This is a genomic window from Streptomyces sp. NPDC101151 (assembly GCF_044768335.1).
Classification (GTDB): Bacteria; Actinomycetota; Actinomycetes; order Streptomycetales; family Streptomycetaceae; genus Streptomyces.
This window is the reverse complement of the sequence record NZ_JBIWPP010000008.1, coordinates 136049-162610: the sequence shown is the minus strand read 5'-3', so window position 1 is coordinate 162610 and position 26562 is coordinate 136049. Positions and strand designations below refer to the sequence as shown.

Below are 26562 nucleotides of genomic sequence, written 5' to 3'. Positions count from 1 at the left end.
ATCCAACAGGCCGCTCACCGCGCGGTCGCGCGAAGGAAATTCCGTCCCGTGAATGCCTTTACCCTTCTCCCCTTCATCGTGCTCATCGCGGCCATGTTCCTGATGACGCGCTCGGCCAAGAAGAAGCAGCAGCAGGCCGCCAACATGCGGAACGACGTTCAGCCCGGCTCGGGTGTCCGCACCATCGGGGGAATGTATGCGACGGTCAAGGAGGTCAACGAGGACACCGTCCTCCTCGACGCCGGACCGGGCATCGACCTTCTCTTCGCCAAGAACGCCATCGGCGCCGTCCTCTCCGATGACGAGTACAACCGGATCGTCCACGGCGTCGAGCACGACCTGAAGTCCGACGCCGGCATCGTCCCGGACGACGCCTCCTCCCTCACCGAGACCGACGAGTCCGACGCCGCTGCCGCCGCCTCCGACGACAAGGCCGTCGACCTTGGTAAGAAGGACGCCGCCGAGGACAAGGACGACGCGGCCGACGCCGCCGAGGCCAAGGCGGACGAAGAGCCGAAGAAGACCGACGGCGACACCGACGCGAAGTAGTCACGTCCCGGGGTGCGCGGCGCGGCCTGATCGCGCCCCGTGCCCTCCGGGCGCGTCTGTTTTCCGCACGGGAGCCCGACACCATGTCATGGCCGACCGCGCCGACCGGGCGCGGGGCGGCCCGAGAGGGAGTACGAGAAGGTGGCAGCACCTAAGAAGGGCCGGAGCGCGAGCGCCCAGAGCAAGCCAGGGCGCTCGCTGGCCTTCATCCTGATCGCCATCGTGGCGCTCACCGGAGGGATGTTCGCCTCCGGGCACACCACTCCGCGTCTCGGCATCGACCTCGCCGGTGGTACGAGCATCACGCTCAAGGCGAAGGCCGACCAGGGGTCCGCGATCAACAAGGCGAACATGGACACCGCGGTCGACATCATGAACCGCCGCGTCAACGGCCTGGGCGTCTCCGAGGCGGAGGTGCAGACCCAGGGGGCCGATCACATCATCGTGAACATCCCCAAGGGCACCAACTCCAAGGAGGCCCAGCAGCAGGTCGGCACCACCGCCAAGCTGTACTTCCGCCCGGTCCTCGCCAGCGAGCCCAGCGGCGCCGCACCGCAGAGTCCCTCGCCGAGCGCTTCCTCCACCGGCAGCGGCTCGCCGAGCCCGTCGAGCAGCGCCTCCTCCGACGAGAAGGCGTCCTCGTCCTCGTCCTCCTCCGGCTCCCCGACCCCGACGGCCTCCGCCACCTCGCAGGGCCGCGCGGTCACCGACGCCCTGAAGGCCGACAGCACGCCGTCGTCCTCCGCCTCCGCGAGCTCCAAGTCCTCCCCGAGCCCGTCCGCCTCCTCCGGCGGCAGTGCCGACGCCGGCAAGCTCCAGGCCCAGTACGCCGCCCTGGACTGCTCCAAGCCCGCCCAGCGGGCCAACGCCGGCAAGAGCGCCAAGCCCGGCGAGATCACCGTGGCCTGCGGTGAGATCAACAAGGTCTGGTACAAGTACCTGCTCGGCCCCGCCGCCGTGGACGGCACCGAGGTCACGAAGGCCGCTGCGGTCTTCGACACCCAGGGTGCCTCCGGGTGGCAGGTCCAGATGAAGTTCAACTCCAGCGGGTCGAAGAAGTTCGGCGACATCACCGGCGAGCTGGCCAAGAAGCAGTCCCCGCAGAACCAGTTCGGCATCGTCCTCGACGGCGAGGTCGTCTCCAGCCCGTTCGTGAACACGGCCATCACCGGCGGCCAGGCGGAGATCTCCGGCAGCTTCACCCAGCAGGAGGCGCAGAGCCTCGCCAACATGCTGTCGTACGGTGCGCTGCCGCTGTCCTTCAAGGAGGACACCGTCACCACGGTGACCGCCGCGCTCGGCGGTGAGCAGCTGCGCGCCGGTCTGCTCGCCGGCGCGATCGGCCTCGCGCTCGTCGTGCTCTACCTGGTGTTCTACTACCGGGGCCTGTCGGTCGTCGCGATGGCCTCCCTGCTGATCTCCGGCATCCTCACCTACGTGATCATGTCGCTGCTCGGCCCGGCCATCGGCTTCGCGCTGAACCTCCCGGCCGTCTGTGGTGCCATCGTCGCCATCGGTATCACCGCGGACTCGTTCATCGTGTACTTCGAACGCATCCGGGACGAGATCCGTGAGGGGCGCTCGCTGCGTCCCGCCGTCGAGCGGGCCTGGCCGCGCGCCCGGCGCACCATCCTGGTCTCCGACTTCGTGTCGTTCCTCGCCGCCGCCGTGCTGTTCATCGTGACCGTCGGCAAGGTGCAGGGCTTCGCGTTCACGCTCGGTCTGACCACCGTGCTCGACGTGGTCGTCGTGTTCTTCTTCACCAAGCCGCTCATGACGCTGCTCGCCCGCCGCAAGTTCTTCGCGGACGGCCACAAGTGGTCCGGTCTCGACCCGAAGAGCCTGGGTGCCAAGCCGCCGCTGCGCCGAACCCGCCGTCCCGCCGGTCCTGCCGCCGGCCCTGCCGACCCGAAGGAAGCGTGAGCGATGTCGAAACTCGGCAGCCTCGGCGCCCGACTGCACCGCGGTGAGATCAGCTACGACTTCGTGGGGCACCGCAAGGTCTGGTACGGCATCTCGATCCTGATCACCATCACCGCGATCCTCGGCCTGGCGGTGCGCGGCCTGAACATGGGCATCGAGTTCCAGGGCGGAGCGGTCTTCACCACGCCGACGCACATGAGCACGTCGGTGGCGAAGGCGGAGGAGTACGCGCACGAGGCCTCCGGCCACGAGGCGATCGTCCAGAAGCTCGGCAACGGCAGCCTGCGCATCCAGATCGCCGGCATCGACACCGACAAGTCCGACCAGATCAAGCAGACCCTGGCCAAGGACCTGAACCTCAACCCGGAGAAGCTGGCCGCCGACCTGGTCGGCCCGAGCTGGGGCGAGCAGATCGCCAACAAGGCCTGGGAGGGCCTGGCCATCTTCATGGTGCTCGTGGTGATCTATCTGGCGATCGCCTTCGAGTGGCGCATGGCCGTAGCGGCACTCGTCGCGCTGATCCACGACATCACCATCACGACCGGTATCTACGCCCTCGTGGGCTTCGAGGTCACGCCCGGTACGGTCATCGGTCTGCTGACCATCCTCGGTTACTCGCTCTACGACACGGTCGTCGTCTTCGACAGCCTCAAGGAGCAGACGAAGGACATCACCAAGCAGACCCGCTGGACGTACAGCGACATCGCCAACCGGTCGATCAACGGCACGCTGGTCCGTTCCATCAACACCACCGTGGTGGCCCTGCTGCCGGTGGCGGGCCTGCTGTTCATCGGTGGCGGCTTCCTCGGGGCCGGCACGCTGAACGACATCTCGCTGTCGCTGTTCGTCGGCCTCGCGGCCGGTGCGTACTCCTCGATCTTCATCGCCACGCCGCTCGTCGCCGACCTCAAGGAGCGCGAGCCGGCCATGAAGGCGCTCAGGAAGCGGGTCCTGGCCAAGCGGGCCCAGGCCGCCACCGGGGAGGATCTCACGGGCGCGCGCGCCGGCAACGAGCCCGAGGACGACGCTCCCGCCGTGGTGGGTCCGCGCAACCAGACCGCGTCCCGCGGCCGCGGGCGTGGCCGGCCCTCCGGGAAGCGCCGATGACCGGCATCGAGGAGCTGCTGCTCAGCCGCATCCGTGATGTGGCCGACTACCCGGAGCCGGGCGTGATGTTCAAGGACATCACCCCGCTGCTCGCGGACCCGGCGGCGTTCACGGCCCTGACCGACGCGCTGGCCGAGATCGCCGCGAACACCCGTGCGACCAAGGTCGTCGGACTGGAGGCCCGGGGCTTCATCCTGGGCGCCCCGGTCGCGGTCCGCGCGGGCCTCGGGTTCATCCCGGTCCGCAAGGCGGGCAAGCTGCCGGGGGCGACGCTGCGGCAGGCGTACGACCTGGAGTACGGCTCGGCAGAGATCGAGGTGCACGCGGAGGACCTGTCCTCCGGTGACCGTGTGCTGATCGTGGACGACGTCCTCGCCACGGGTGGCACCGCCGAGGCCGCGATCCAGCTGATCCACCGGGCGGGCGCCGAGGTCTCCGGCCTCGCCGTCCTCATGGAGCTGGGCTTCCTGGACGGCCGCGCCCGTCTGGAGCCGGCCCTGGACGGGGCGCCGCTGGAAGCACTTCTCCAGATCTGAGTACGGCACCGAGGCGGCCGTCCCGGCGTTTGCCGGGGCGGCCGTTTCGCGTTCCCATCCGCCACCCCTGCCGGTTCGACGTCCGTGAGTGCCCCTCTGTGGCCCACCCCGTTCGACACCCGTCGGTCACCCCCGGAACACCCGGGTGACGCCCCCCGGAATCCCCGGACCGTCACTCGTGTTTCACCGGTAGACGGTCCTCACATCCCGCCTGAAGGCGATGACTAGGCGCAGGATCGCTACCATGGGGTTTCCGGAGCCTGACCGGGGGACCCGGATCGCGCACGAGGAGTCCTCTTGCCAGACGAGGCCCAGCCACTCACCGCCGCCAAGCCCGAGCCCGCCTCGGCACCCGCGGCCAAGCCCGCGCCGAGCGTGTCGTCCGCGAAGAACGACAGCCGCGGGAAGGTCGAGCACGCCCAGTCCGCGCCCGTCGAGAAGGCTGCCGAGGTCACGCGTCCCAAACCGGCCCCGCCTGTGCGCTCCGCCGCTGGACAGCCCGCCCGCACCGGTTCCTCCAACCGCGTCCGCGCCCGCCTGGCCCGTCTCGGCGTCCAGCGCGCGAACCCGTACAACCCCGTGCTGGAGCCGCTGCTGCGGATAGTCCGCAGCAACGACCCGAAGATCGAGAACGCGACGCTCCGGCAGATCGAGCGTGCCTACCAGGTGGCCGAGCGCTGGCACCGGGGGCAGAAGCGCAAGAGCGGCGATCCGTACATCACGCATCCGCTCGCCGTCACCACCATCCTCGCCGAGCTGGGCATGGATCCGGCCACCCTCATGGCGGGGCTGCTGCACGACACCGTCGAGGACACCGAGTACGGCCTGGACGACCTGCGCCGCGACTTCGGCGACGTCGTCGCCCTGCTCGTGGACGGCGTCACCAAGCTGGACAAGGTCAAGTTCGGCGAGGCCGCGCAGGCCGAGACCGTGCGCAAGATGGTCGTCGCGATGGCGAAGGACCCGCGCGTCCTCGTCATCAAGCTCGCCGACCGCCTGCACAACATGCGCACCATGCGCTATCTCAAGCGCGAGAAGCAGGAGAAGAAGGCGCGCGAGACGCTGGAGATCTACGCGCCGCTCGCCCACCGCCTGGGCATGAACACCATCAAGTGGGAGCTGGAGGACCTCGCGTTCGCGATCCTCTACCCCAAGATGTACGACGAGATCGTGCGGCTCGTCGCCGAGCGGGCACCCAAGCGGGACGAGTACCTCGCCATAGTGACCGACGAGGTCCAGAGCGACCTCCGCGCCGCCCGGATCAAGGCGACCGTCACCGGGCGCCCGAAGCACTACTACAGCGTCTACCAGAAGATGATCGTCCGCGGTCGCGACTTCGCGGAGATCTACGACCTGGTGGGCATTCGCGTCCTCGTCGACACCGTGCGCGACTGCTACGCCGCCCTCGGCACCGTTCACGCGCGATGGAACCCGGTCCCCGGCCGGTTCAAGGACTACATCGCGATGCCCAAGTTCAACATGTACCAGTCGCTGCACACGACGGTCATCGGGCCCAACGGCAAGCCCGTCGAACTGCAGATCCGCACCTTCGACATGCACCGGCGCGCGGAGTACGGCATCGCGGCGCACTGGAAGTACAAGCAGGAGGCCGTCGCCGGCGCCTCCAAGGTCCGCACGGACGTGCCCAAGGCGTCCGGCAAGGACAAGGACGCCATCAACGACATGGCGTGGCTGCGGCAGTTGCTGGACTGGCAGAAGGAGACCGAGGACCCCAGCGAGTTCCTGGAGTCCCTGCGCTTCGACCTCTCCCGCAACGAGGTCTTCGTCTTCACGCCCAAGGGCGATGTCATCGCGCTCCCGGCCGGCGCCACCCCCGTCGACTTCGCGTACGCCGTCCACACCGAGGTCGGCCACCGCACCATAGGAGCGCGGGTCAACGGCAGACTCGTACCGCTCGAATCCACTCTGGACAACGGGGACCTGGTGGAGGTCTTCACCTCCAAGGCGCCCGGTGCGGGTCCGTCGCGCGACTGGCTCGGCTTCGTCAAGTCGCCGCGCGCCCGGAACAAGATCCGGGCCTGGTTCTCCAAGGAGCGCCGCGACGAGGCGATCGAGCAGGGCAAGGACGCCATCGTCCGCGCCATGCGCAAGCAGAACCTGCCGATCCAGCGCATCCTCACCGGCGACTCCCTGGTCACGCTCGCGCACGAGATGCGCTACTCGGACATCTCCGCGCTCTACGCGGCGATCGGCGAGGGCCATGTCTCCGCGCAGAACATCGTGCAGAAGCTGGTCCAGGCGCTCGGCGGCGAGGAGGCGGCCACCGAGGAGATCGACGAGGCGGTACCGCCGACCCGTACGCGCGGCCGCAAGCGCCGCTCCAGTGCCGACCCGGGAGTCGTCGTCAAGGGCGTCGACGACGTGTGGGTCAAGCTGGCCCGCTGCTGTACGCCCGTCCCCGGCGATCCGATCATCGGCTTCGTCACGCGGGGCAGCGGCGTATCGGTTCACCGCAGCGACTGCGTCAACGTGGAGTCACTGTCCCGCGAGCCGGAGCGCATCCTCGACGTCGAGTGGGCGCCCACCCAGTCGTCGGTCTTCCTGGTCGCCATCCAGGTCGAGGCCCTGGACCGCTCCCGTCTGCTGTCGGACGTCACCCGCGTCCTGTCCGACCAGCACGTCAACATCCTCTCCGCGGCCGTCCAGACGTCCCGCGACCGGGTGGCCACCTCCCGCTTCACCTTCGAGATGGGCGACCCGAAGCATCTCGGCCACGTCCTGAAGGCCGTGCGAGGCGTGGAGGGCGTGTACGACGTCTACCGCGTGACCTCGGCGCGCAGCCGGTCGTAGGACGCACCTACGCGTAAGGGCCCCGTACGCCAGTACGGGGCCCTTACGCGTGCAAGACAGGGAAATCAGCCGCCGAACTCCTGCAGCCCCTTCAGAGCCTGGTCCAGGAGCGCCTGGCGGCCCTCCAGCTCACGCTCCAGCTTGTCGGCCTTGGCGTTGTTGCCCTGGGTGCGCGCCTGCTCGATCTGCGCCCGCAGCTTGTCCACGGCGGCCTGCAGCTGACCGGTCAGACCCTCGGCACGCGCGCGTGCCTCCGGGTTCGTCCGGCGCCACTCGGCCTCCTCGGCCTCCTGGATGGCCCGCTCGACCGCGTGCATCCGGCCCTCGACCTTCGGCCGCGCGTCCCGCGGGACGTGGCCGATGGCCTCCCAGCGCTCGTTGATCGAGCGGAACGCGGCCCGGGCGCCCTTCAGCTCCCCGATCGGAAGGAGCTTCTCGGCCTCCTCGGCCAGCTCCTCCTTGAGCTTGAGGTTCTCCGACTGCTCGGCGTCCCGCTCGGCGAAGACCGAGCTGCGGGCGGCGAAGAACACGTCCTGCGCGCCGCGGAAGCGGTTCCACAGGTCGTCCTCGTGCTCGCGCTGGGCGCGGCCCGCGGCCTTCCACTCGGACATCAGCTCGCGATAGCGCGCCGCCGTCGGACCCCAGTCCGTGGAGCCGGACAGTGCCTCGGCCTCGCCGACCAGCCGCTCCTTGATCTTGCGGGCGTCCTCGCGCTGCGCGTCCAGCTGCGCGAAGTGGGCCTTGCGGCGCTTGGAGAACGCCGACCGGGCGTGCGAGAAGCGGTGCCACAGCTCGTCGTCGGACTTGCGGTCCAGACGCGGCAGCCCCTTCCAGGTGTCCACCAGCGCCCGCAGCCGCTCACCGGCCGCCCGCCACTGGTCGGACTGCGCCAGCTGCTCCGCCTCGGCGACCAGGTCCTCCTTGGCCTTGCGGGCCTCGTCGGACTGCTTGGCCCGCTGGGCCTTGCGCTCCTCCCGCCGGGCCGCGACCGTCTCCACCAGCTTGTCGAGGCGGGTCCGCAGCACGGCCAGGTCGCCGACCGCGTGGTGCGCGTCCACCTGCTCGCGCAGGTGGTCGATGGCGGTCTGGGCGTCCTTCGCCGACAGGTCGGTGGTCTGAACTCGCTTCTCGAGGAGGCCGATCTCGACAACCAGGCCCTCGTACTTGCGCTCGAAGTAGGCCAGCGCCTCCTCAGGGGAGCCGGCCGCCCAGGAACCGACGACCTGCTCGCCGTCGGCCGTACGCACGTACACGGTCCCCGTCTCGTCGACGCGGCCCCACGGGTCGCTGCTCACAGCGCCTCCTCCACATGATGCCTGCGGGGGGCCTCAGCACCCCCGGGCATCGTCCACAGTTTCGTCACCGCCAACATAGGCGACCAGCGGGTTGCCTGTCCGCATCCAGCGCGGCCGAAATTCCGCAGCTGACGGTCTTGAGCATCGCTACGGCGTCAGGACTTCGCGACCGTCGCCTTGTTGATCACGACCGTCGCGTTCGGGGCGCCGTCGCCGGCACCCGTGTTCTCGCCCGCGGCCGCGATCTTGTTCAGCACCTTCAGGCCGGCCGCGTCGATCGTGCCGAACGGGGTGTAACTGGGCGGCAACGGGCTGTCCTTGAAGACGAGGAAGAACTGGCTGCCGCCGGTGTGCTTCTGGCCGGTGTTGGCCATCGCCACCGTGCCCGCCGGGTACTTGTTGCCCTTCAGGCTCGTGTCCTTCAGGTTCTCGTCCGGGATCGTGTAGCCCGGCCCGCCGCTGCCGGCGCCCGTCGGGTCGCCGCACTGCAGCACGTAGATGCCGTTCGTGGTCAGACGGTGGCACTTGGTGTGGTCGAAGAAGCCCTTGCCCGCAAGGAAGTCGAACGAGTTCACCGTGTGCGGGGCCGCCGACGTCTTCAGCGCGATGTCGATGTCACCGCAGGTCGTCGCGAGCTTCATCGCGTACTTCGCCGACGTGTCGATCGTCATCGCCGGCTCCTTCTTCCAGCTCTGCTTCTTGATCGAGCCCGCGGCCGGCTTCTGGCACGGGTCCGGCGCCTTGCTGGGCGGCGTGGCGCTCGGCGTGACGTCGGCGCTCGCGTTGGTCTTCTTGCCGTCGTCGTTCTTCAGCACCCCGGTCGTGTACAGCGCGATGCTGCCGATCACGACCACGCCGAGGACCGACGCGATCACGGAGTTGCGCATGCGTGACTTGCGCCGCGCGCTGGTGCGCCGCTGCTGCTGCCGCAAGAACTTCTCCCGGGCGAGCTGACGCCGCCGCTGCTCCTGGCTGACCACCGGGTTTTCTCCTCATGCGTGTCGTGTGTCGACCGGTACGCGTGCGTCCTGTGAGCCGACAGCTGCGTGTAGCCCCGTACCGTATATGGGTTCGCTGAGGAAACGGCAGCGCCGGTAGGCTCTGGACCCACGGGCTGCCCGTCCGTAAGCCCTCCCGTATCGACACAACGAAGGACGATCGTGCTCATTGCCGGGTTCCCCGCCGGGGCCTGGGGGACGAACTGTTATCTCGTCGCCCCCGCCGCCGGTGAGGAGTGCGTGATCATCGACCCGGGCCACCAGGCCGCCCAAGGAGTCGAGGAAGCGCTGAAGAAGCATCGGCTCAAGCCCGTCGCCGTCGTCCTGACCCATGGCCACATCGACCACGTGGCCTCGGTCGTCCCCGTGTGCGGCGCGCACGACGTACCGGCCTGGATCCACCCGGAGGACCGGTACATGATGAGCGACCCCGAGAAGGCGCTCGGCCGCTCCATCGGCATGCCGCTGATGGGCGAGCTGACCGTGGGGGAGCCGGACGACGTCAAGGAGCTGACCGACGGCGCCGCGCTGGAGCTGGCCGGGCTGGAATTCTCCGTCGCGCACGCGCCGGGCCATACCAGGGGGTCGGTGACCTTCCAGATGCCCGAGACCGCGGACATTCCCTCGGTCTTCTTCTCCGGGGATCTGCTGTTCGCCGGCTCCGTCGGACGCACCGATCTGCCCGGTGGCTCCATGGAGGACATGCTCGACTCGCTGGGCCGCGTGTGCCTGCCGCTCGAGGATTCCACCGTGGTGCTGTCCGGCCACGGCCCCCAGACGACCATCGGCCAGGAGCGCGCCACCAACCCCTATCTGCGGCAGGTGGCGGCCGGCCAGGGAGCTTTCCGGGCTCCCCGACGAGGAATGTGACGAGAGAGCTTCCGTGAGTACCTTCCAGGCCCCCAAGGGCACCTACGACCTGATTCCGCCCCGTTCCGCGAAGTTCCTCGCGGTGCGCGAGGCGATCGCGACCCCGCTGCGCAACTCCGGCTACGGCTATGTCGAGACGCCCGGCTTCGAGAACGTGGAGCTGTTCGCGCGCGGCGTCGGCGAGTCCACCGACATCGTCACCAAGGAGATGTACGCCTTCGAGACCAAGGGCGGCGACAAGCTGGCCCTGCGTCCCGAGGGCACGGCCTCCGTGCTGCGCGCCGCGCTGGAGGCCAACCTGCACCGCCAGGGCAACCTGCCCGTCAAGCTCTGGTACTCGGGCTCGTACTACCGCTACGAGAATCCGCAGGCGGGCCGCTACCGCCACTTCTCCCAGGTCGGCGCCGAGGCGATCGGCGCCGAGGACCCGGCACTGGACGCCGAACTCATCATCCTCGCCGACCAGGCGTACCGCTCCCTCGGCCTGAGCGACTTCCGCGTCCTGCTCAACAGCCTGGGCGACAGGGAGTGCCGTCCGGTCTACCGGGCCGCGCTGCAGGACTTCCTGGGCGGCCTCGACCTGGACGAGGACACCCTCCGCCGGGCGGAGATCAACCCGCTGCGCGTCCTCGACGACAAGCGCGAGTCGGTCCAGAAGCAGCTGACGGGGGCGCCGCTGCTGCGCGACTACCTGTGCGACGCCTGCAAGGCGTACCACGAGGAGGTCCGCGAGCTGATCACCGCGGCGGGCGTGGCCTTCGAGGACGACCCGAAGCTGGTCCGCGGCCTGGACTACTACACCCGCACCACCTTCGAGTTCGTGCACGACGGTCTGGGCTCCCAGTCCGCCGTCGGCGGCGGCGGCCGCTACGACGGTCTGTCCGAGATGATCGGCGGCCCCGCGCTTCCCTCGGTGGGCTGGGCCCTCGGTGTCGACCGCACGGTCCTCGCCCTGGAGGCCGAGGGCGTGGAGCTGGACATCCCGTCCTCGACCAGCGTCTATGCGGTCCCGCTCGGCGAGGAGGCCCGCAGGGTCCTCTTCGCGAAGGTCACCGAGCTGCGCAGGGGCGGCATCGCGGCGGACTTCTCGTACGGCGGCAAGGGCCTGAAGGGCGCCATGAAGAACGCCAACCGCAGCGGGGCCCGGTACGCGATCGTCGCCGGCGAGCGCGACCTCGCCGAGGGCGTCGTCCAGCTCAAGGACATGGAGTCCGGCGAGCAGACGGCGGTCGGCGTGAACGAGATCGTGGCCGAGCTGGAGTCGCGCCTCGGCTAGCCGCACACGCGCGCGTGGCGCCGGATGCCCCCAGGGGGCGTCCGGCGCCTTTGTCATGGACCGGGGCGGATGCTGTCCGGAACCGAACAGGCGGTACCCGCCGTACGTACATCCTTATACGGAGCGAACGGTGAAGACCCGTGCGCGTGCGGCACAATGACCCCAACCCGAAGATGGTCCAACTCTCAAGTGACGGAATCGGCGTGATGAGCAAGACGACAGTCAAGGACGTCTCCACGGAGCCCGGGCCCGAGCGTGCCGCCGCCGACGCACCTCGCGCGGTGGGCGGCAGCCGGGCCTTCGCCCTGCTGCTGGTGATCACCGGCGCGGCCGGGCTGCTCGCCGCCTGGGTCATCACGATCGACAAGTTCAAACTGCTGGAAGCCAAGGTCGAGGGCAAGACCTTCACCCCCGGGTGCAGCCTCAACCCGGTGGTCTCCTGCGGCAGCGTCATGGAGAGCAAGCAGGCGGCCGCCTTCGGCTTCCCCAACCCGATGCTCGGCCTGGTCTGCTACGGCATCGTCATCTGCGTCGGCATGAGCCTGCTCGCCCGTGCCCGCTTTCCGCGCTGGTACTGGCTGACCTTCAACTTCGGCACCCTCTTCGGCGTCGCCTTCTGCACCTGGCTGCAGTTCCAGTCGCTGTACCGGATCAACGCGCTGTGCCTGTGGTGCTCGCTGGCCTGGGTCGCCACGATCATCATGTTCTGGTACGTCACCTCGTTCAACGTACGCAACGACTTCCTGCCCTCCCCGCGCTGGCTGAAGTCCTTCTTCGGCGAGTTCACCTGGGTGGTGCCGGTCCTGCACGTCGGGATCATCGGCATGCTGGTGCTGACCCGCTGGTGGGACTTCTGGACCGGCTGACGGCCCGCGCCGCCGACCGCCCGGACCGGGTTGTCAGTGCCGTGATTTAGGGTTTCAGCGTGGAACCCGACCTCTTCACCGCCGCAGCGGAAGAACGCCAGGAGAAGGACCCGGCAGGCAGCCCCCTGGCGGTGCGGATGCGTCCGCGCACACTCGACGAGGTCGTGGGCCAGCAGCATCTGCTCAAGCCCGGCTCCCCGCTGCGCCGACTGGTCGGCGAGGGCAACGGCGGCCCCGCCGGACCCTCCTCGGTGATCCTCTGGGGCCCGCCCGGCACCGGCAAGACGACGCTCGCCTACGTCGTCTCCAAGGCCACCGACAAGCGGTTCGTGGAACTGTCCGCGATCACCGCGGGCGTCAAGGAGGTCCGCGCGGTCATCGACGGCGCCCGCCGCGCCACCGGCGGCTTCGGCAAGGAGACCGTCCTCTTCCTGGACGAGATCCACCGCTTCAGCAAGGCCCAGCAGGACTCGCTGCTCCCCGCGGTCGAGAACCGCTGGGTGACCCTGATCGCGGCGACCACGGAGAACCCCTACTTCTCGGTCATCTCCCCGCTGCTGTCCCGGTCCCTCCTCCTCACCCTCGAACCTCTCACCGACGACGACATCCGGGGACTCCTGAAGCGGGCGCTCGGCGACGAGCGCGGCCTCAAGGGCGCCGTCGCCCTCCCCGAGGACACCGAGGACCACCTCCTGCGCATCGCCGGCGGCGACGCCCGACGGGCCCTGACCGCCCTGGAAGCGGCCGCCGGAGCCGCCCTCGACCAGGGCGAGCCGGAGATCAGCCTCCAGACCCTGGAGCAGACCGTCGACCGGGCAGCGGTGACGTACGACCGCGACGGCGACCAGCACTACGACGTCGCCAGCGCCCTGATCAAGTCCATCCGCGGCTCCGACGTCGACGCCGCCCTGCACTACCTGGCCCGCATGATCGAGGCCGGCGAGGACCCCCGCTTCATCGCCCGCCGCCTGATGATCTCCGCCAGCGAGGACATCGGCCTCGCCGACCCGAACGCGCTGCCCATCGCGGTCGCCGCCGCTCAGGCCGTCGCCATGATCGGCTTCCCCGAGGCCGCCCTCACCCTCAGCCACGCCACCATCGCCCTCGCGCTCGCCCCCAAGTCCAACTCCGCGACCACCGCGATCGGCGCCGCGATGGAGGACGTACGCAAGGGCCTGGCCGGGTCCGTCCCGCCGCATCTGCGGGACGGGCACTACAAGGGCGCGGCCAAACTCGGCCACGCGCAGGGGTACGTGTACCCGCACGACCTGCCCGAGGGCATCGCCCAGCAGCAGTACGCCCCGGACGCCCTCAAGGACCGCGAGTACTACACACCGACCCGGCACGGCGCCGAGGCGCGCTACGCGGACGCCGCCGAATGGACCCGCAAGCACCTCGGTCGCAAGCGCTCGTGAGCACCCTGTAGACTGCCCCGAAGTGCTGAGTCCCGTGTCCGGCCCCTTGGAAGAGGTGTCGGCGCACCAGAGCGGGACATCCAGTCGGAACCCCGGGGCCGCGAGGCCCCAGGGGATCCAGGAGCGTCGCGCACCGTCGAACGGTGTCGCGGGCAGCCCACCACCACCCGGAGTTCCGGGACCGGCCGGTGGGCCACTCGCGTGCTGCACGTATGTGCCCAGACCAGGGAGCGGCTGCCCGGCCCGTCCGAAAGGACAGGCGGGTTTCCCCGGCTGCGGATGCGACCTCCCCTAACCCTGGTGAAGCCGTATTCGCATAAGAAATATGAGGTGTTTGGTTCATGGCGAACCAGTCCCGCCCCAAGGTCAAGAAGTCGCGTGCCCTCGGCATCGCGCTGACCCCGAAGGCCGTCAAGTACTTCGAGGCCCGCCCCTACCCGCCGGGTGAGCACGGCCGCGGCCGCAAGCAGAACTCGGACTACAAGGTCCGTCTGCTGGAGAAGCAGCGTCTGCGCGCGCAGTACGACGTGTCCGAGCGCCAGCTCGTCCGCGCCTACGAGCGTGCCTCCAAGGTCCAGGGCAAGACCGGTGAGGCCCTGATCATCGAGCTCGAGCGCCGTCTCGACGCGCTGGTCCTGCGTTCGGGCATCGCCCGCACGATCTACCAGGCCCGCCAGATGGTCGTCCACGGCCACATCCAGGTCAACGGCCAGAAGGTCGACAAGCCGTCCTTCCGTGTCCGTCCGGACGACGTCGTGCAGGTCCGCGACCGCTCCAAGGACAAGACGCTCTTCCAGGTCGCCCGTGAGGGTGGCTTCGCCCCCGACGGCGAGACCCCGCGCTACCTGCAGGTGAACCTCAAGGCCCTGGCGTTCCGCCTGGACCGCGAGCCGAACCGCAAGGAGATCCCGGTGATCTGCGACGAGCAGCTCGTCGTCGAGTACTACGCCCGCTGACCCCAGCCCCGGCGTAGCACCTCAGCCCGCCGTCTCCCCGCCCTTCCGGGTGGGCGAGGCGGCGGGTTCGCGTTTCCCGGAGCCCCCAAGAGTGTGCGACACCGGCCCGCGCGGGGCCGGCAGCCCATGCAGCGGCCGTACCCCGCTGTGTCCGAGTGCCCGGGCCACGGCCGCCTCCCGGTCCAGCCGCGCCCCCTCGCGCACGCACTCCGCGTACCGCTCGTCGCCCAGGGCCTGCCTGGCCGTCGCCTCGCACAGCTCGTGCGGGGCGTTGAAGTAGGCCGAGCCGAACAGCGGCAGCCCCACCGACGGCCACAGCCGGCTCGCGGCGCCCTGGAGCACCGCCGCCTCGGCCGGGTCGCCCTGGGCCGCCGTCACCAGGGCCAGCAGCTCCAGCGACAGCACCGAGCCGAGCAGATCGTGGAAGGCGTGCGCGTTGTCAAGACAGTCCGCGAGCAGCTCCCGCGCACCGACCGGATCGCCGTCCCGCCAGGCCGCGTACGCCAGCACGTACAGCGCGTACGACCGGGCCCACCGCTCGCCGTGGTCCTCGCACACCCGGCGCACGTCCTCGCACAGCCGCACCGCTTCCGCCAGGTCCCCCTGGAAGGCCCGCGTCATCGCCAGCTCCACCTGGCCCATCAGGACGTTGCTGTTCAGCTCGCCGATCTCCTGGTAGCGGTCCAGCGCCGACCGCAGCAGCGTTTCTGCGCGCGCCATGTCATCCGTGACCAGGGCCAGACAGCCGGTGCGGTGCTCCGCGTACGCCACCGCCGTGGGATCCGCGACCCGCTCCGCCTGCTCCCGGCACTCCCGCAGCGCGGCCAGCGCCGGCACGGTGTCGCCCTGCAGGATCGCCACATAGCCGAGCACCCACAGCGCCTTCAGCCGGGACTGCTCGTACTCCGAGTCCAGCTCGACGCTGCGCTCCAGCCAGCGGCGCCCCTCCGACAGCCGCCCGCAGCCCGCCCAGCAGAACCACAGCGAACCCGCCAGGTACTGGCCGAGATGCGCCTCGTCCGGCTCGGTCAGACAGAACTCCAGCGCGGCCCGCAGGTTCGGCAGCTCGGCCTCCACCCGTGTGGCCACCTCGCGCTGCCTGGGCGAGAACCAGTCCAGCTCGCACCAGGTCGCCAGGCCCAGGTACCAGTCGCGGTGCCGCCGGCGCAGCCGTGGTGCGTCCCCGGTGGCCTCAAGCCAGTCGGCGCCGTAGGCCCGGACCGTGTCCAGCATCCGGTAGCGGGGGCCGGACGGGGTCTCCTCGCGGGAGAGGACCGACTGGCCGAGCAGCTCCGCGAGCACCTCCAGGACGTCCTCGGCAGGCAGCCCGTCCCCACTGCACACGTACTCGGCCGCCTCCAGGTCGAAGGTCTGCGCGAACACCGAGAGTCGTGCCCACAGCAGCCGCTCGGCGGGCGTGCACAGCTCATGGCTCCAGCCGATCGCCGTACGCAGCGTCTGATGGCGGGGCAGGGCGTCCCGGCCGCCGCCGGTCAGCAGCCGGAACCGGTCGTCGAGGCGCTGCAGCAGCTGGCCCGGTGACAGGGCCCGCAGCCGCCCCGCGGCCAGCTCCAGAGCCAGCGGGATCCCCTCGAGCCGGCCGCACAGCTCCCGCACCACCGAGCCGTCGCCCACCTCAAGCCCGTGCTGCCGCGCCCGGTCCGCGAACAGCTCCACCGCCTCGTCCTCGCCCAGCGGGGCCAGCGGGTGGAGCCGCTCGCCCGCCAGCCCCAGCGGACGCCGGCCCACGGCCAGCACGCGCAGCCCCGGCAGCTTGCGCAGCAGCTCCGCCACCAGCTCGGCACAGGCCTCCACCAGATGCTCGAACCCGTCCAGCACCAGCAGGAGGTGACGGCCGGCGAGATGGCCGAGCAGTGTCTCGGCCGGCAGCCGGGTGGTGTGGTCGGTCAGCCCCAGCGCCTCCACGACCGCGTACTCCACGAACTGCGGATCCCGGACCGGCGCCAGCTCCACCCGCCACACGCCGTCGCGAGGCGCCGCCCGCGCCGCCGCCCGCGCCGCCAGGCGGGACTTGCCGACGCCGCCGACTCCGGTCACGGTGACCAGCCGGGCCGTCTCCATCGCCTGGGCCAGCGCGGCGAGTTCTGCCGAGCGCCCGACGAATGCGGTGAGTTCAAGGGGCAGATTGCCGTCCGTGGAGGGGCCGGGGCGCTGAGGACCTCGCATGGGACACGGAGCGTACTGAACCGTGTTCATTCCGTACAATCGCTTCCCGCGACTCCGCCGTCCGCCGACCGTAATCCGGTACGGAGCGCCACCCCCGGCGCGATAGGCTCGGTCCACGACTTTTTCGATGCTCAGGCACGTTTCAGGGAGCGGGTGCGCACAGTGTCCGGTGGAGAGGTGGCCGGGATCCTGGTGGCCGTCTTCTGGGCGATCCTGGTCTCCTTCCTCGCCGTCGCACTGGCGAGGCTGGCCCAGACGCTCAAGGCGACCACCAAGCTCGTGGCGGACGTGACCGACCAGGCCGTGCCGTTGCTCGCCGACGCCTCCGCGGCCGTGCGCACAGCGCAGACCCAGATCGAGCGGGTCGACGCGATCGCCTCCGACGTCCAGGAGGTCACGTCGAACGCCTCCGCGCTCTCGACCACCGTCGCCTCCACGTTCGGCGGCCCGCTGGTCAAGGTCGCGGCCTTCGGCTACGGCGTCCGCCGGGCCCTGGGCGGCCGCAAGTCGGACGTGCCCGCCAAGGAGCCCAGGCGTACCGTGATCGTGGGCCGGCCGGTCCCGGCCGCGCGGCGGGAAAAGCGAAACCTCCGCGGAAAGAGGGACTGAGACCTAGCGATGTTCCGCCGTACGTTCTGGTTCACCACGGGTGTCGCCGCCGGTGTATGGGCCACCACCAAGGTCAACCGCAAGCTGAAGCAGCTCACCCCCGAGAGCCTCGCCGCGACCGCGGCCAACAAGGCCCTGGAGACCGGTCAGCGCCTGAAGGACCGCGCGGTCGGCTTCGCGCTCGACGTGCGCGACAACATGGCGCAGCGGGAGGCCGAGCTGGAGGAGGCGCTGGGCATCCACGACAGCCCCGAACTTCCCGCGTCCCGGGGCTACACCGCCATCGAGAACAACCGCAGCAACCCGAAGTACATCGAGAACACGACGTACTCGTACAACCGGAATGAGGACCACTGATGGAGTCGGCCGAGATTCGCCGCCGCTGGCTGAGCTTCTTCGAGGAGCGCGGGCACACCGTCGTCCCTTCGGCGTCGCTCATCGCGGACGACCCGACTCTGCTGCTCGTCCCCGCCGGCATGGTGCCCTTCAAGCCCTACTTCCTGGGTGAGGTCAAGCCCCCCTTCGCGCGTGCCACCAGCGTGCAGAAGTGCGTGCGCACGCCCGACATCGAAGAGGTCGGCAAGACCACCCGCCACGGCACCTTCTTCCAGATGTGCGGCAACTTCTCCTTCGGCGACTACTTCAAGGAAGGCGCCATCAAGCACGCCTGGGAGCTGCTCACCAGCCCCCAGGACAAGGGTGGTTACGGCCTGGAGCCGGAGAAGCTCTGGATCACCGTCTACAAGGACGACGACGAGGCCGAGCGCATCTGGCACGAGGTCGTCGGAGTGCCGAAGGAGCGCATCCAGCGCCTCGGCATGAAGGACAACTACTGGTCCATGGGCGTCCCCGGCCCCTGCGGCCCCTGCTCCGAGATCAACTACGACCGCGGCCCCGAGTTCGGCGTCGAGGGCGGCCCCGCCGTCAACGACGAGCGGTACGTCGAGATCTGGAACCTCGTCTTCATGCAGTACGAGCGCGGCGAGGGCATCGGCAAGGACAACTTCGAGATCCTCGGCGAGCTGCCGAGCAAGAACATCGACACGGGCCTCGGCCTGGAGCGCCTCGCCATGATTCTGCAGGGCGTGCAGAACATGTACGAGATCGACACCTCCATGGCCGTCATCGAGAAGGCCACCGAGCTGACCGGCGTGGCCTACGGCGACGCCCACGGCTCGGACGTCTCCCTGCGCGTGGTCACCGACCACATGCGCACCTCGGTGATGCTCATCGGTGACGGCGTCACCCCGGGCAACGAGGGCCGCGGCTATGTGCTGCGCCGCATCATGCGCCGCGCCATCCGCAACATGCGGCTGCTCGGTGCCACCGGCCCGGTCGTCAAGGACCTCGTCGACACCGTCATCGCGATGATGGGTCAGCAGTACCCCGAACTGGTCACCGACCGCGAGCGCATCGAGAACGTCGCCCTCGCCGAGGAGAACGCCTTCCTCAAGACGCTGAAGGCCGGCACCAACATCCTCGACACCGCCATCACCGAGACCAAGGCCTCCGGTGGCGCGGTCCTCGCCGGCGACAAGGCCTTCCTGCTCCACGACACCTGGGGCTTCCCGATCGACCTCACCCTGGAGATGGCCGCCGAGCAGGGCCTCGCCGTGGACGAGGACGGCTTCCGCCGCCTGATGAAGGAGCAGCGGGACAAGGCGAAGGCCGACGCCCAGGCCAAGAAGACCGGCCACGCCGGCGCCGGCGCCTACCGTGAGATCGCCGACAAGGCCGGCGAGACCGACTTCATCGGCTACGCGGACACCGAGGGCGAGACCACCATCGTCGGCATCCTCGTGGACGGTGTCTCCTCCCCGGCCGCCACCGAGGGCGACGAGGTCGAGATCGTCCTGGACCGCACCCCCTTCTACGCCGAGGGCGGCGGCCAGATCGGCGACACCGGCCGCATCAAGGTCGACTCCGGTGCCGTGATCGAGATCCGCGACACCCAGAAGCCGGTGCCGGGCGTCTACGTCCACAAGGGCGTCGTCCAGGTCGGCGAGGTGACCGTCGGGGCCAAGGCCCACGCCGCGATCGACGGGCTGCGCCGCAAGGCCATCGCCCGCGCCCACTCGGCCACCCACCTCACCCACCAGGCCCTGCGTGACGCGCTCGGCCCGACGGCCGCCCAGGCCGGTTCCGAGAACCAGCCCGGCCGCTTCCGCTTCGACTTCGGCTCCCCGGCCGCCGTTCCGACGGCCGTGATGACCGATGTCGAGCAGAAGATCAACGAGGTGCTCGCCCGCGACCTCGACGTACGCGCCGACGTCATGGGCATCGACGAGGCCAAGAAGCAGGGCGCCATCGCCGAGTTCGGCGAGAAGTACGGCGAGCGGGTCCGGGTGGTGACCATCGGCGACTTCTCCAAGGAGCTGTGCGGCGGTACGCATGTGCACAACACCGCCCAGCTGGGCCTGGTGAAGCTGCTCGGCGAGTCGTCGATCGGCTCCGGTGTGCGCCGTATCGAGGCCCTCGTCGGCGTCGACGCCTACAACTTCCTCGCCCGTGAGCACACGGTCGTCGCCCAGCTCCAGGAGCTGATCAAGGGCCGTCCCGAGGAGCTTCCGGAGAAGGTCTCCACCATGCTCGGCAAGCTGAAGGACGCCGAGAAGGAGATCGAGAAGTTCCGCGCCGAGAAGGTCCTGCAGGCCGCCGCCGGTCTGGTGGAGTCCGCCAAGGACGTCCGCGGGATCGCCGTCGTCACCGGGCAGGTCCCGGACGGCACGACCGCCGACGACCTGCGCAAGCTGGTCCTCGACGTGCGTGGCCGCATCCAGGGCGGCCGGGCCGCCGTGGTCGCCCTGTTCACGGTCAGCAACGGCAAGCCGCTGACGGTCATCGCCACCAACGAGGCCGCCCGCGAGCGCGGACTCAAGGCCGGTGACCTGGTCCGTACCGCCGCCAAGACCCTCGGCGGCGGCGGTGGCGGCAAGCCGGACGTCGCCCAGGGCGGCGGCCAGAACCCGGCGGCCGTGGGCGAGGCCGTCGAGGCCGTCGAGCGACTCGTCGCCGAGACGGCCAAGTAAGGAAACGGTCGGAAACATGCGCAGAGGACGCCGACTCGCGATCGACGTCGGGGACGCCCGGATCGGGGTTGCCTCGTGCGACCCCGACGGGATCCTCGCCACTCCGGTGGAGACCGTCCCCGGCCGGGACCTCCCGGCCGCCCACCGCCGGCTCAGGCAGCTGGTGGAGGAGTACGAACCGATCGAGGTCGTCGTCGGACTCCCTCGCTCCCTCAAGGGGGGCGAGGGCCCGGCCGCACTCAAGGTCCGCTCCTTCGCCCAGGAACTCGCCAAGGGCGTCCAGCCGGTTCCGGTCCGCCTGGTGGACGAGCGGATGACGACCGTGACGGCCAGTCAGGGACTGCGCGCCTCGGGGGTGAAATCCAAGAAGGGCCGCGCCGTCATCGACCAGGCCGCGGCCGTCATCATCCTGCAGCAGGCCCTGGAATCCGAACGGGTGTCAGGTAAAGCACCCGGCGAGGGCGTCGAAGTGGTCATCTGATCGCGATACGGTAACGTTCCGCGCGATGCGGCGGTGTTCGAACAGCCGCCGTACAGCAAAAGAGGCGGAACGGAAGCTGGACCACCGGACGTGCGACCGTCGGCCTCGCGGCTCTAGGGGATCGATGACTGAGTATGGCCGGGGCCCTGGCCCCGAACCGTGGCATCCGGAGGACCCGTTGAACGGGGACGGCGGATGGGGAGGACAGCAGGCCCACGCGGGTCAGCAGTCCCCCTACGGCGGCCAGCCACAGCAGCAGTACCCGCAGCCGCAGTACGGCGACTGGACCCAGGGGCAGCAGCCCGGGTACGACCAGCAGCAGTACCTGTACTACGACGAACACGGCCAGGCGCACTACGCCCAGCCGTACACCGGCCAGGAACAGCACTACGCGACGCACGGCCAGCAGCAGTACCACCAGGGCGGCTGGGACGCGACCGGCACCCACGGCCAGGTGCCGTACGCGGCCGACCCCGGCGACCCGTACGGCCAGCAGCCCGTGGCCTACGGCGGGGAACAGCCCGACTTCTACGGCACCGAGGACGCCTACCCGCCGCCGGAACCGCCAGGCCGCAGGCGCCCCGAGCCCAGCCCGGGACCGGACCCGGAGACCGGCTGGGACCCGGGCGAGGACCAGGGCGAACACGCCTTCTTCGCCGGAGGTGGCGGCGATGACGAGGACGACGAGGCCGCGAGCCGGAGCAGCCGAGGGGAACGGCGAGGCAAGAAACCCGTCAAAGGGAAGAAACGGCGCACCGGCTGCGCCTGCATGGTCGTCGTCCTGGTCTTCGGCGGCGGCCTCGGTACGGTCGGCTATTTCGGCTACAAGTACTACCAAAATCGTTTCGGCGCGGCCCCGGACTTCGCGGGCGAGGGCACCGACGAGAAGGTGACCGTCGAGATCCCCAAGGGCGCGGGCGGCTGGGAGATCGGCCGCCGCCTGAAGGAGGCCGGGGTCGTCAAGAGCGTAGATGCGTTCGTGCACGCGCAGGGGGTGAACCCCAAGGGCGACCAGATCCAGGCCGGCGCGTATCTCCTGAAGAAGGAGATGTCCGCCGCCAGCGCTGTGACGCTGATGCTCGACCGGAAGAGCCAGAGCAATGTCCTCGTCAAGCCGGGCGAGCGCAATGGCGAGGTCTATCAGGCCATCGACAAGCAACTCGAACTTTCCTCCGGGACCACCCTGAAAATCGCCAAGCAGGAGTACAAGTCCCTCGGTCTGCCGAGTTGGACGCAGAACGGCGGCGGTCTCAAGGATCCGCTGGAAGGATTCCTCTTCCCGGGTACCTATCCCGCCGCGAAGGGCATGAAGCCCGATGCGGTCCTGAAACAGATGATCACGCAGGCCAAGGAGAAATACGCCGCCTACGACCTGCCGGCGAAGGCGAAGGCGCTGGGTCTGACCAATGCCTTCCAGCTCGTCACGGTCGCGAGCCTGGTCCAGGCCGAAGGCAAGACGCACGACGACTTCCGCAAGATGGCGGAAGTGGTCTACAACCGTCTGAAGCCCAACAACTCCGAGACGAACCGGCTGCTGCAGTTCGACTCGACGTACAACTATCTCAAGGGCACGAGCAACATCCATATCTCCGAGAAGGAGATCAACAGCAACACGAACCCGTACAACACCTACACCCACAAGGGTCTTCCGCCCGGTCCGATCGGCAACCCGGGCGAGGACGCGCTGAAGGCGGCGCTGAATCCGACGCACGACGGGTGGATGTATTTCGTGGCGACCGACGGCGTGGACAACACCGAATTCGCCAGGACCAATGACGAATTCGAGAAGCTCAAGGACAAGTTCAATGCCACCTCGGGCAACTGACGCCCGCCGGGCCGCCGTGCTCGGTTCGCCCATCGCCCACTCCCTCTCACCGGTGCTGCACCGGGCGGCCTACGACGCGCTCGGGCTCACCGGCTGGTCGTACGACCGCTTCCAGATCGACGAGGCCGCGTTGCCCGGCTTCGTCGAGAAGCTCGGGCCGGAGTGGGCGGGGCTGTCGCTGACCATGCCACTGAAGCGGGCGGTCATCCCGCTGCTGGACGAGATCAGTGAGACGGCCGCCTCGGTGGACGCCGTCAACACGGTGGTCTTCACCGAAGACGGACATCGAATCGGCGACAACACGGATATTCCGGGCATGGTGGCCGCTCTGCGCGAGCACGGCATCGAACAGGTCGGCTCCGCCGCCATCCTCGGCGCCGGCGCCACCGCGTCCTCGGCGCTGGCCGCGCTGGCCCGGATCTGCACCGGCGAGGTCGTCGCCTATGTGCGCAGCGAGGCCAGGGCCGCCGAGATGCGGCAGTGGGGCGAGCGGCTGGACGTCGAGGTCCGCACGGCGCACTGGGACGACGCGGCGCAGGCCCTGCGCGCGCCCCTGGTGATCGCCACCACGCCCGCCGGCACCACGGACGCGCTCGCCGCCGCCGTCCCCGAGCGGCCCGCCACCCTCTTCGACGTGCTCTACGACCCCTGGCCCACCGGTCTGGCGGCCCGCTGGTCCATGTTCGGCGGCGCCGTAGTCAGCGGCCTCGACCTGCTGGTCCACCAGGCCGTCCTCCAGGTCGAGCAGATGACCGGCCGCTCGCCGGCTCCTCTGGAGGCCATGCGGCACGCCGGCGAGAAGGCGCTCGCGGCCCGCTGAACGGCCCCTTCCGTTCCGCCTCCCCGTCCCGTCTGCTGGACCGGCGGCCGGACACCGGCCCCGGACGTGGGAGGATCGGAGGTGGCGGACCGGGGTCGCGCACCCGGTAGCGCCGTCGCCGTACACGAGATCACGTGTACGCCGGGCAGTACCGGGCGCGAACACTGAGGAGCACCGTTGAGCAGGCTGCGTTGGCTGACCGCGGGGGAGTCCCACGGTCCCGCACTTGTCGCGACGCTGGAGGGGCTTCCCGCCGGCGTGCCGATCACCACGGAGATGGTGGCCGACCACCTTGCGCGGCGGCGGCTCGGCTATGGCCGCGGTGCGCGGATGAAGTTCGAGCGGGACGAGGTCACCTTCCTGGGCGGTGTCCGGCACGGCCTCACGCTCGGTTCCCCGGTCGCGATCATGGTGGGCAACACCGAGTGGCCGAAGTGGGAGCAGGTCATGGCGGCCGATCCGGTGGATCCGGAGGTGCTCGCCGGCCTGGCCCGTAGTGCGCCGCTGACCCGTCCTCGTCCCGGTCACGCCGACCTGGCGGGCATGCAGAAGTACGGCTTCGACGAGGCCCGTCCGATCCTGGAGCGGGCCTCCGCCCGCGAGACCGCCGCCCGTGTGGCGCTCGGCGCCGTCGCCCGCTCCTACCTCAAGGAGACGGCCGGCATCGAGATCGTCTCCCATGTCGTCGAGCTCGCCTCGGCCAAGGCGCCCTACGGCGTCTACCCGACCCCGGCCGACGTCGAGAAGCTGGACGCCGACCCGGTGCGCTGCCTGGACGCCGACGCGTCGAAGGCGATGGTCGCGGAGATCGACCAGGCCCACAAGGACGGCGACACGCTCGGCGGTGTGGTCGAGGTGCTCTCCTACGGTGTGCCGGTCGGCCTGGGCTCGCACGTGCACTGGGACCGCCGGCTGGACGCCCGGCTGGCCGCCGCGCTCATGGGCATCCAGGCGATCAAGGGCGTCGAGGTCGGCGACGGCTTCGAGCTGGCCCGGGTGCCCGGTTCGAAGGCGCACGACGAGATCCTGGCCACCCCCGAGGGCATCAAGCGTTCGTCGGGCCGCTCCGGCGGCACCGAAGGCGGCCTGACCACCGGTGAGCTGCTGCGCGTGCGCGCCGCGATGAAGCCGATCGCGACCGTGCCCCGGGCCCTGCAGACCGTCGACGTCGCCACCGGCGAGGCGACCCAGGCCCACCACCAGCGCTCGGACGTGTGCGCGGTGCCGGCCGCCGGCATCGTCGCCGAGGCCATGGTGGCGCTCGTCCTCGCGGACGCGGTCGCGGAGAAGTTCGGCGGCGACTCCGTCCCCGAGACCCGCCGCAACGTGCAGTCCTACCTCGACAACCTCCAGATCCGGTGACCGCCGTGCCTGCGGTCGTACTGGTCGGACCGATGGGCGTGGGCAAGTCCACCGTCGGACAGCTGCTGGCCGAGCGGCTCGGCGTCGGCTACCGGGACACCGACGACGACATCGTCGCCGCCGAGGACCGCGCCATCGCCGAGATCTTCGTGGACGACGGCGAGGCCGCCTTCCGTGTGATCGAGAAGCGCGCGGTGCGCACCGCGCTCGCCGAGCACGACGGCGTTCTCGCGCTCGGTGGCGGGGCGGTCCTGGACGCGGACACGCGCGCGCTGCTCGCCGGGCAGCGGGTGGTCTACCTCTCCATGGACGTGGAGGAGGCGGTCAGGCGCACCGGCCTCAACGTGGCCCGCCCGCTGCTCGCCGTCAATCCGCGCAAGCAGTGGCGCGAACTGATGGAGGCCCGCCGTCACCTGTACGAGGAGGTCGCCACCGCCGTCGTGCCGACCGACGGCCGCACCCCCGATGAGGTCACCCAAGCAGCGCTGGACGCACTGGAGTTGAAGGAAGCATGAGCGAGGCAGTCACCCGGATCCAGGTCGCCGGCACCGCGGGCACGGACCCGTACGAGGTGCTGGTCGGCCGGCAACTCCTGGGCGAGCTGGCCGGGTTGATCGGGCCGAAGGCCAAGCGGATCGCGGTGATCCACCCGGAGGCCCTGGCCGAGACCGGTGACGCGCTGCGCGCGGACCTCGCCGAGCAGGGCTACGAGGCGGTCGCCGTCCAGGTGCCCAACGCCGAGGAGGCCAAGACAGCCGAGGTCGCAGCCTACTGCTGGAAAGCGCTGGGCCAGTCCGGCTTCACCCGCACCGACGTCATCGTCGGCGTCGGCGGCGGTGCCACCACGGACCTCGCCGGCTTCGTGGCCGCGACCTGGCTGCGCGGCGTGCGCTGGATCGCGATCCCGACCACGGTGCTGGCCATGGTGGACGCGGCGGTCGGCGGCAAGACCGGCATCAACACCGCCGAGGGCAAGAACCTCGTCGGCGCGTTCCATCCGCCGGCGGGTGTCCTGTGCGACCTCGCCGCCCTGGACTCGCTCCCGGTCAACGACTACGTCTCCGGGCTCGCGGAGATCATCAAGGCCGGATTCATCGCCGACCCGGCGATCCTGGACCTGATCGAGGCCGACCCGGAGGCCGCCCGTACTCCGGCGGGTCCGCACACGGCCGAGCTGATCGAGCGGTCGATCCGGGTGAAGGCCGAGGTGGTCTCCTCCGACCTGAAGGAATCCGGTCTGCGGGAGATCCTGAACTACGGCCACACGCTCGGCCACGCGATCGAGAAGAACGAGCGCTACAAGTGGCGGCACGGCGCGGCGGTCGCGGTCGGTATGCACTTCGCCGCCGAACTCGGCCGTCTGGCCGGGCGGTTGGACGACGCGACGGCGGACCGCCACCGCACCGTCCTCGAATCCGTGGGCCTTCCCCTGCACTACCGCTACGACCAGTGGCCCAAGCTGCTGGAGGCGATGAAGGTCGACAAGAAGTCCCGCGGCGACCTGCTGCGCTTCATCGTGCTCGACGGGCTGGCCAAACCGACCGTCCTGGAGGGCCCTGACCCGGCCGTCCTCCTTGCCGCGTACGGCGAAGTGGGCCAGTAGACACCCCACGCCGCCCACGGCGAAGTGGGCCGATCCGTACCCCG

The 26562-nt window shown here is 70.0% G+C and carries 22 protein-coding genes; 19 read left to right on the top strand and 3 right to left on the bottom strand.

Annotated features, from left to right (window positions below; translation table 11 throughout):
- Positions 1 to 48 precede the first annotated feature (48 nt).
- From yajC to ACIRU3_RS17745, 5 genes are all read left to right on the top strand, one after another.
- Entirely contained in the window at positions 49 to 549 is a 501-nt protein-coding gene (yajC, locus tag ACIRU3_RS17765; protein WP_404057163.1) for a preprotein translocase subunit YajC, read from the top strand.
- Positions 550 to 690: 141 nt separating this feature from the next.
- Positions 691 to 2472: a protein translocase subunit SecD gene (gene secD, locus ACIRU3_RS17760; protein WP_404057162.1), complete on the top strand. Its 1782-nt coding sequence runs from the start codon at positions 691 to 693 to the stop codon at positions 2470 to 2472.
- A 3-nt stretch (positions 2473 to 2475) separates the two neighbouring features.
- Positions 2476 to 3579, top strand: a complete 1104-nt coding sequence (gene secF / locus ACIRU3_RS17755; RefSeq protein ID WP_404057161.1) for a protein translocase subunit SecF — start codon at positions 2476 to 2478, stop codon at positions 3577 to 3579.
- Complete coding sequence (locus ACIRU3_RS17750) at positions 3576 to 4115, top strand: adenine phosphoribosyltransferase (RefSeq protein ID WP_404057160.1); 540 nt, start codon at positions 3576 to 3578, stop codon at positions 4113 to 4115. The genes secF and ACIRU3_RS17750 overlap by 4 nt, the downstream gene beginning before the upstream one ends.
- A 297-nt stretch (positions 4116 to 4412) precedes the next feature.
- Positions 4413 to 6926, top strand: coding sequence for a RelA/SpoT family protein (locus ACIRU3_RS17745; protein ID WP_404057159.1), 2514 nt, complete (start codon positions 4413 to 4415; stop codon positions 6924 to 6926).
- A gap of 65 nt (positions 6927 to 6991) precedes the next feature.
- Here the strand turns inward: ACIRU3_RS17745 and ACIRU3_RS17740 are convergent, their stop codons facing one another.
- Together ACIRU3_RS17740 and ACIRU3_RS17735 are read right to left on the bottom strand one after the other, a co-directional pair.
- Positions 6992 to 8221 carry a DUF349 domain-containing protein gene (locus ACIRU3_RS17740; protein WP_404057158.1) on the bottom strand — a complete coding sequence of 410 codons (1230 nt, stop codon included), beginning with the start codon at positions 8219 to 8221 and terminating at the stop codon, positions 6992 to 6994.
- A 155-nt stretch (positions 8222 to 8376) separates the two neighbouring features.
- Positions 8377 to 9201 (bottom strand): peptidylprolyl isomerase, encoded by an 825-nt coding sequence (locus tag ACIRU3_RS17735; RefSeq protein ID WP_404057157.1) that lies wholly within the window; start codon positions 9199 to 9201, stop codon positions 8377 to 8379.
- Between the two features lie 180 nt (positions 9202 to 9381).
- Between ACIRU3_RS17735 and ACIRU3_RS17730 the strand changes: the two genes are divergently transcribed.
- The 5 genes from ACIRU3_RS17730 to rpsD all read left to right on the top strand — a co-directional run bounded on the left by ACIRU3_RS17730 (position 9382) and on the right by rpsD (position 14602).
- Positions 9382 to 10089, top strand: coding sequence for an MBL fold metallo-hydrolase (locus ACIRU3_RS17730; RefSeq protein ID WP_404057156.1), 708 nt, complete (start codon positions 9382 to 9384; stop codon positions 10087 to 10089).
- A 13-nt stretch (positions 10090 to 10102) separates the two neighbouring features.
- Positions 10103 to 11365: a histidine--tRNA ligase gene (gene hisS, locus ACIRU3_RS17725; RefSeq protein ID WP_404057155.1), complete on the top strand. Its 1263-nt coding sequence runs from the start codon at positions 10103 to 10105 to the stop codon at positions 11363 to 11365.
- A gap of 206 nt (positions 11366 to 11571) precedes the next feature.
- Entirely contained in the window at positions 11572 to 12231 is a 660-nt protein-coding gene (locus ACIRU3_RS17720; RefSeq protein WP_404057154.1) for a vitamin K epoxide reductase family protein, read from the top strand.
- Positions 12232 to 12290: 59 nt separating this feature from the next.
- Positions 12291 to 13646, top strand: coding sequence for a replication-associated recombination protein A (locus tag ACIRU3_RS17715; RefSeq protein WP_404057153.1), 1356 nt, complete (start codon positions 12291 to 12293; stop codon positions 13644 to 13646).
- A 341-nt stretch (positions 13647 to 13987) separates the two neighbouring features.
- Entirely contained in the window at positions 13988 to 14602 is a 615-nt protein-coding gene (gene rpsD, locus ACIRU3_RS17710) for a 30S ribosomal protein S4 (RefSeq protein ID WP_108957064.1), read from the top strand.
- Positions 14603 to 14623: 21 nt separating this feature from the next.
- Here the strand turns inward: rpsD and ACIRU3_RS17705 are convergent, their stop codons facing one another.
- Positions 14624 to 16789, bottom strand: a complete 2166-nt coding sequence (locus tag ACIRU3_RS17705) for an ATP-binding protein (protein WP_404057152.1) — start codon at positions 16787 to 16789, stop codon at positions 14624 to 14626.
- A gap of 162 nt (positions 16790 to 16951) precedes the next feature.
- Here ACIRU3_RS17705 and ACIRU3_RS17700 point away from each other — a divergent pair, with 162 nt between their 5' ends.
- The 9 genes from ACIRU3_RS17700 to aroB all read left to right on the top strand — a co-directional run bounded on the left by ACIRU3_RS17700 (position 16952) and on the right by aroB (position 26518).
- Positions 16952 to 17398, top strand: coding sequence for a DUF948 domain-containing protein (locus tag ACIRU3_RS17700; RefSeq protein WP_404057418.1), 447 nt, complete (start codon positions 16952 to 16954; stop codon positions 17396 to 17398).
- Between the two features lie 9 nt (positions 17399 to 17407).
- The gene (locus ACIRU3_RS17695) at positions 17408 to 17755 is read left to right on the top strand and encodes a hypothetical protein (RefSeq protein ID WP_404057151.1); all 348 of its coding nucleotides are present in this window, start codon (positions 17408 to 17410) and stop codon (positions 17753 to 17755) included.
- Entirely contained in the window at positions 17755 to 20427 is a 2673-nt protein-coding gene (alaS, locus tag ACIRU3_RS17690) for an alanine--tRNA ligase (RefSeq protein ID WP_404057150.1), read from the top strand. Before ACIRU3_RS17695 ends, alaS begins: the two co-directional genes overlap by 1 nt.
- A gap of 16 nt (positions 20428 to 20443) precedes the next feature.
- The gene (gene ruvX / locus ACIRU3_RS17685) at positions 20444 to 20908 is read left to right on the top strand and encodes a Holliday junction resolvase RuvX (protein WP_404057149.1); all 465 of its coding nucleotides are present in this window, start codon (positions 20444 to 20446) and stop codon (positions 20906 to 20908) included.
- A gap of 124 nt (positions 20909 to 21032) precedes the next feature.
- Complete coding sequence (gene mltG / locus ACIRU3_RS17680) at positions 21033 to 22733, top strand: endolytic transglycosylase MltG (protein WP_404057148.1); 1701 nt, start codon at positions 21033 to 21035, stop codon at positions 22731 to 22733.
- Complete coding sequence (locus ACIRU3_RS17675) at positions 22714 to 23553, top strand: shikimate dehydrogenase (RefSeq protein ID WP_404057147.1); 840 nt, start codon at positions 22714 to 22716, stop codon at positions 23551 to 23553. The genes mltG and ACIRU3_RS17675 overlap by 20 nt, the downstream gene beginning before the upstream one ends.
- 177 nt (positions 23554 to 23730) lie before the next feature.
- A complete protein-coding gene (aroC, locus tag ACIRU3_RS17670) occupies positions 23731 to 24915 on the top strand; it encodes a chorismate synthase (protein WP_404057146.1) in 1185 nt (394 codons plus the stop codon).
- Positions 24916 to 24947: 32 nt separating this feature from the next.
- Positions 24948 to 25430: a shikimate kinase gene (locus ACIRU3_RS17665; protein WP_404057416.1), complete on the top strand. Its 483-nt coding sequence runs from the start codon at positions 24948 to 24950 to the stop codon at positions 25428 to 25430.
- On the top strand, positions 25427 to 26518 hold the full coding sequence (aroB, locus tag ACIRU3_RS17660) for a 3-dehydroquinate synthase (protein WP_404057145.1): 1092 nt from the start codon (positions 25427 to 25429) through the stop codon (positions 26516 to 26518). Before ACIRU3_RS17665 ends, aroB begins: the two co-directional genes overlap by 4 nt.
- Positions 26519 to 26562 lie beyond the last annotated feature (44 nt).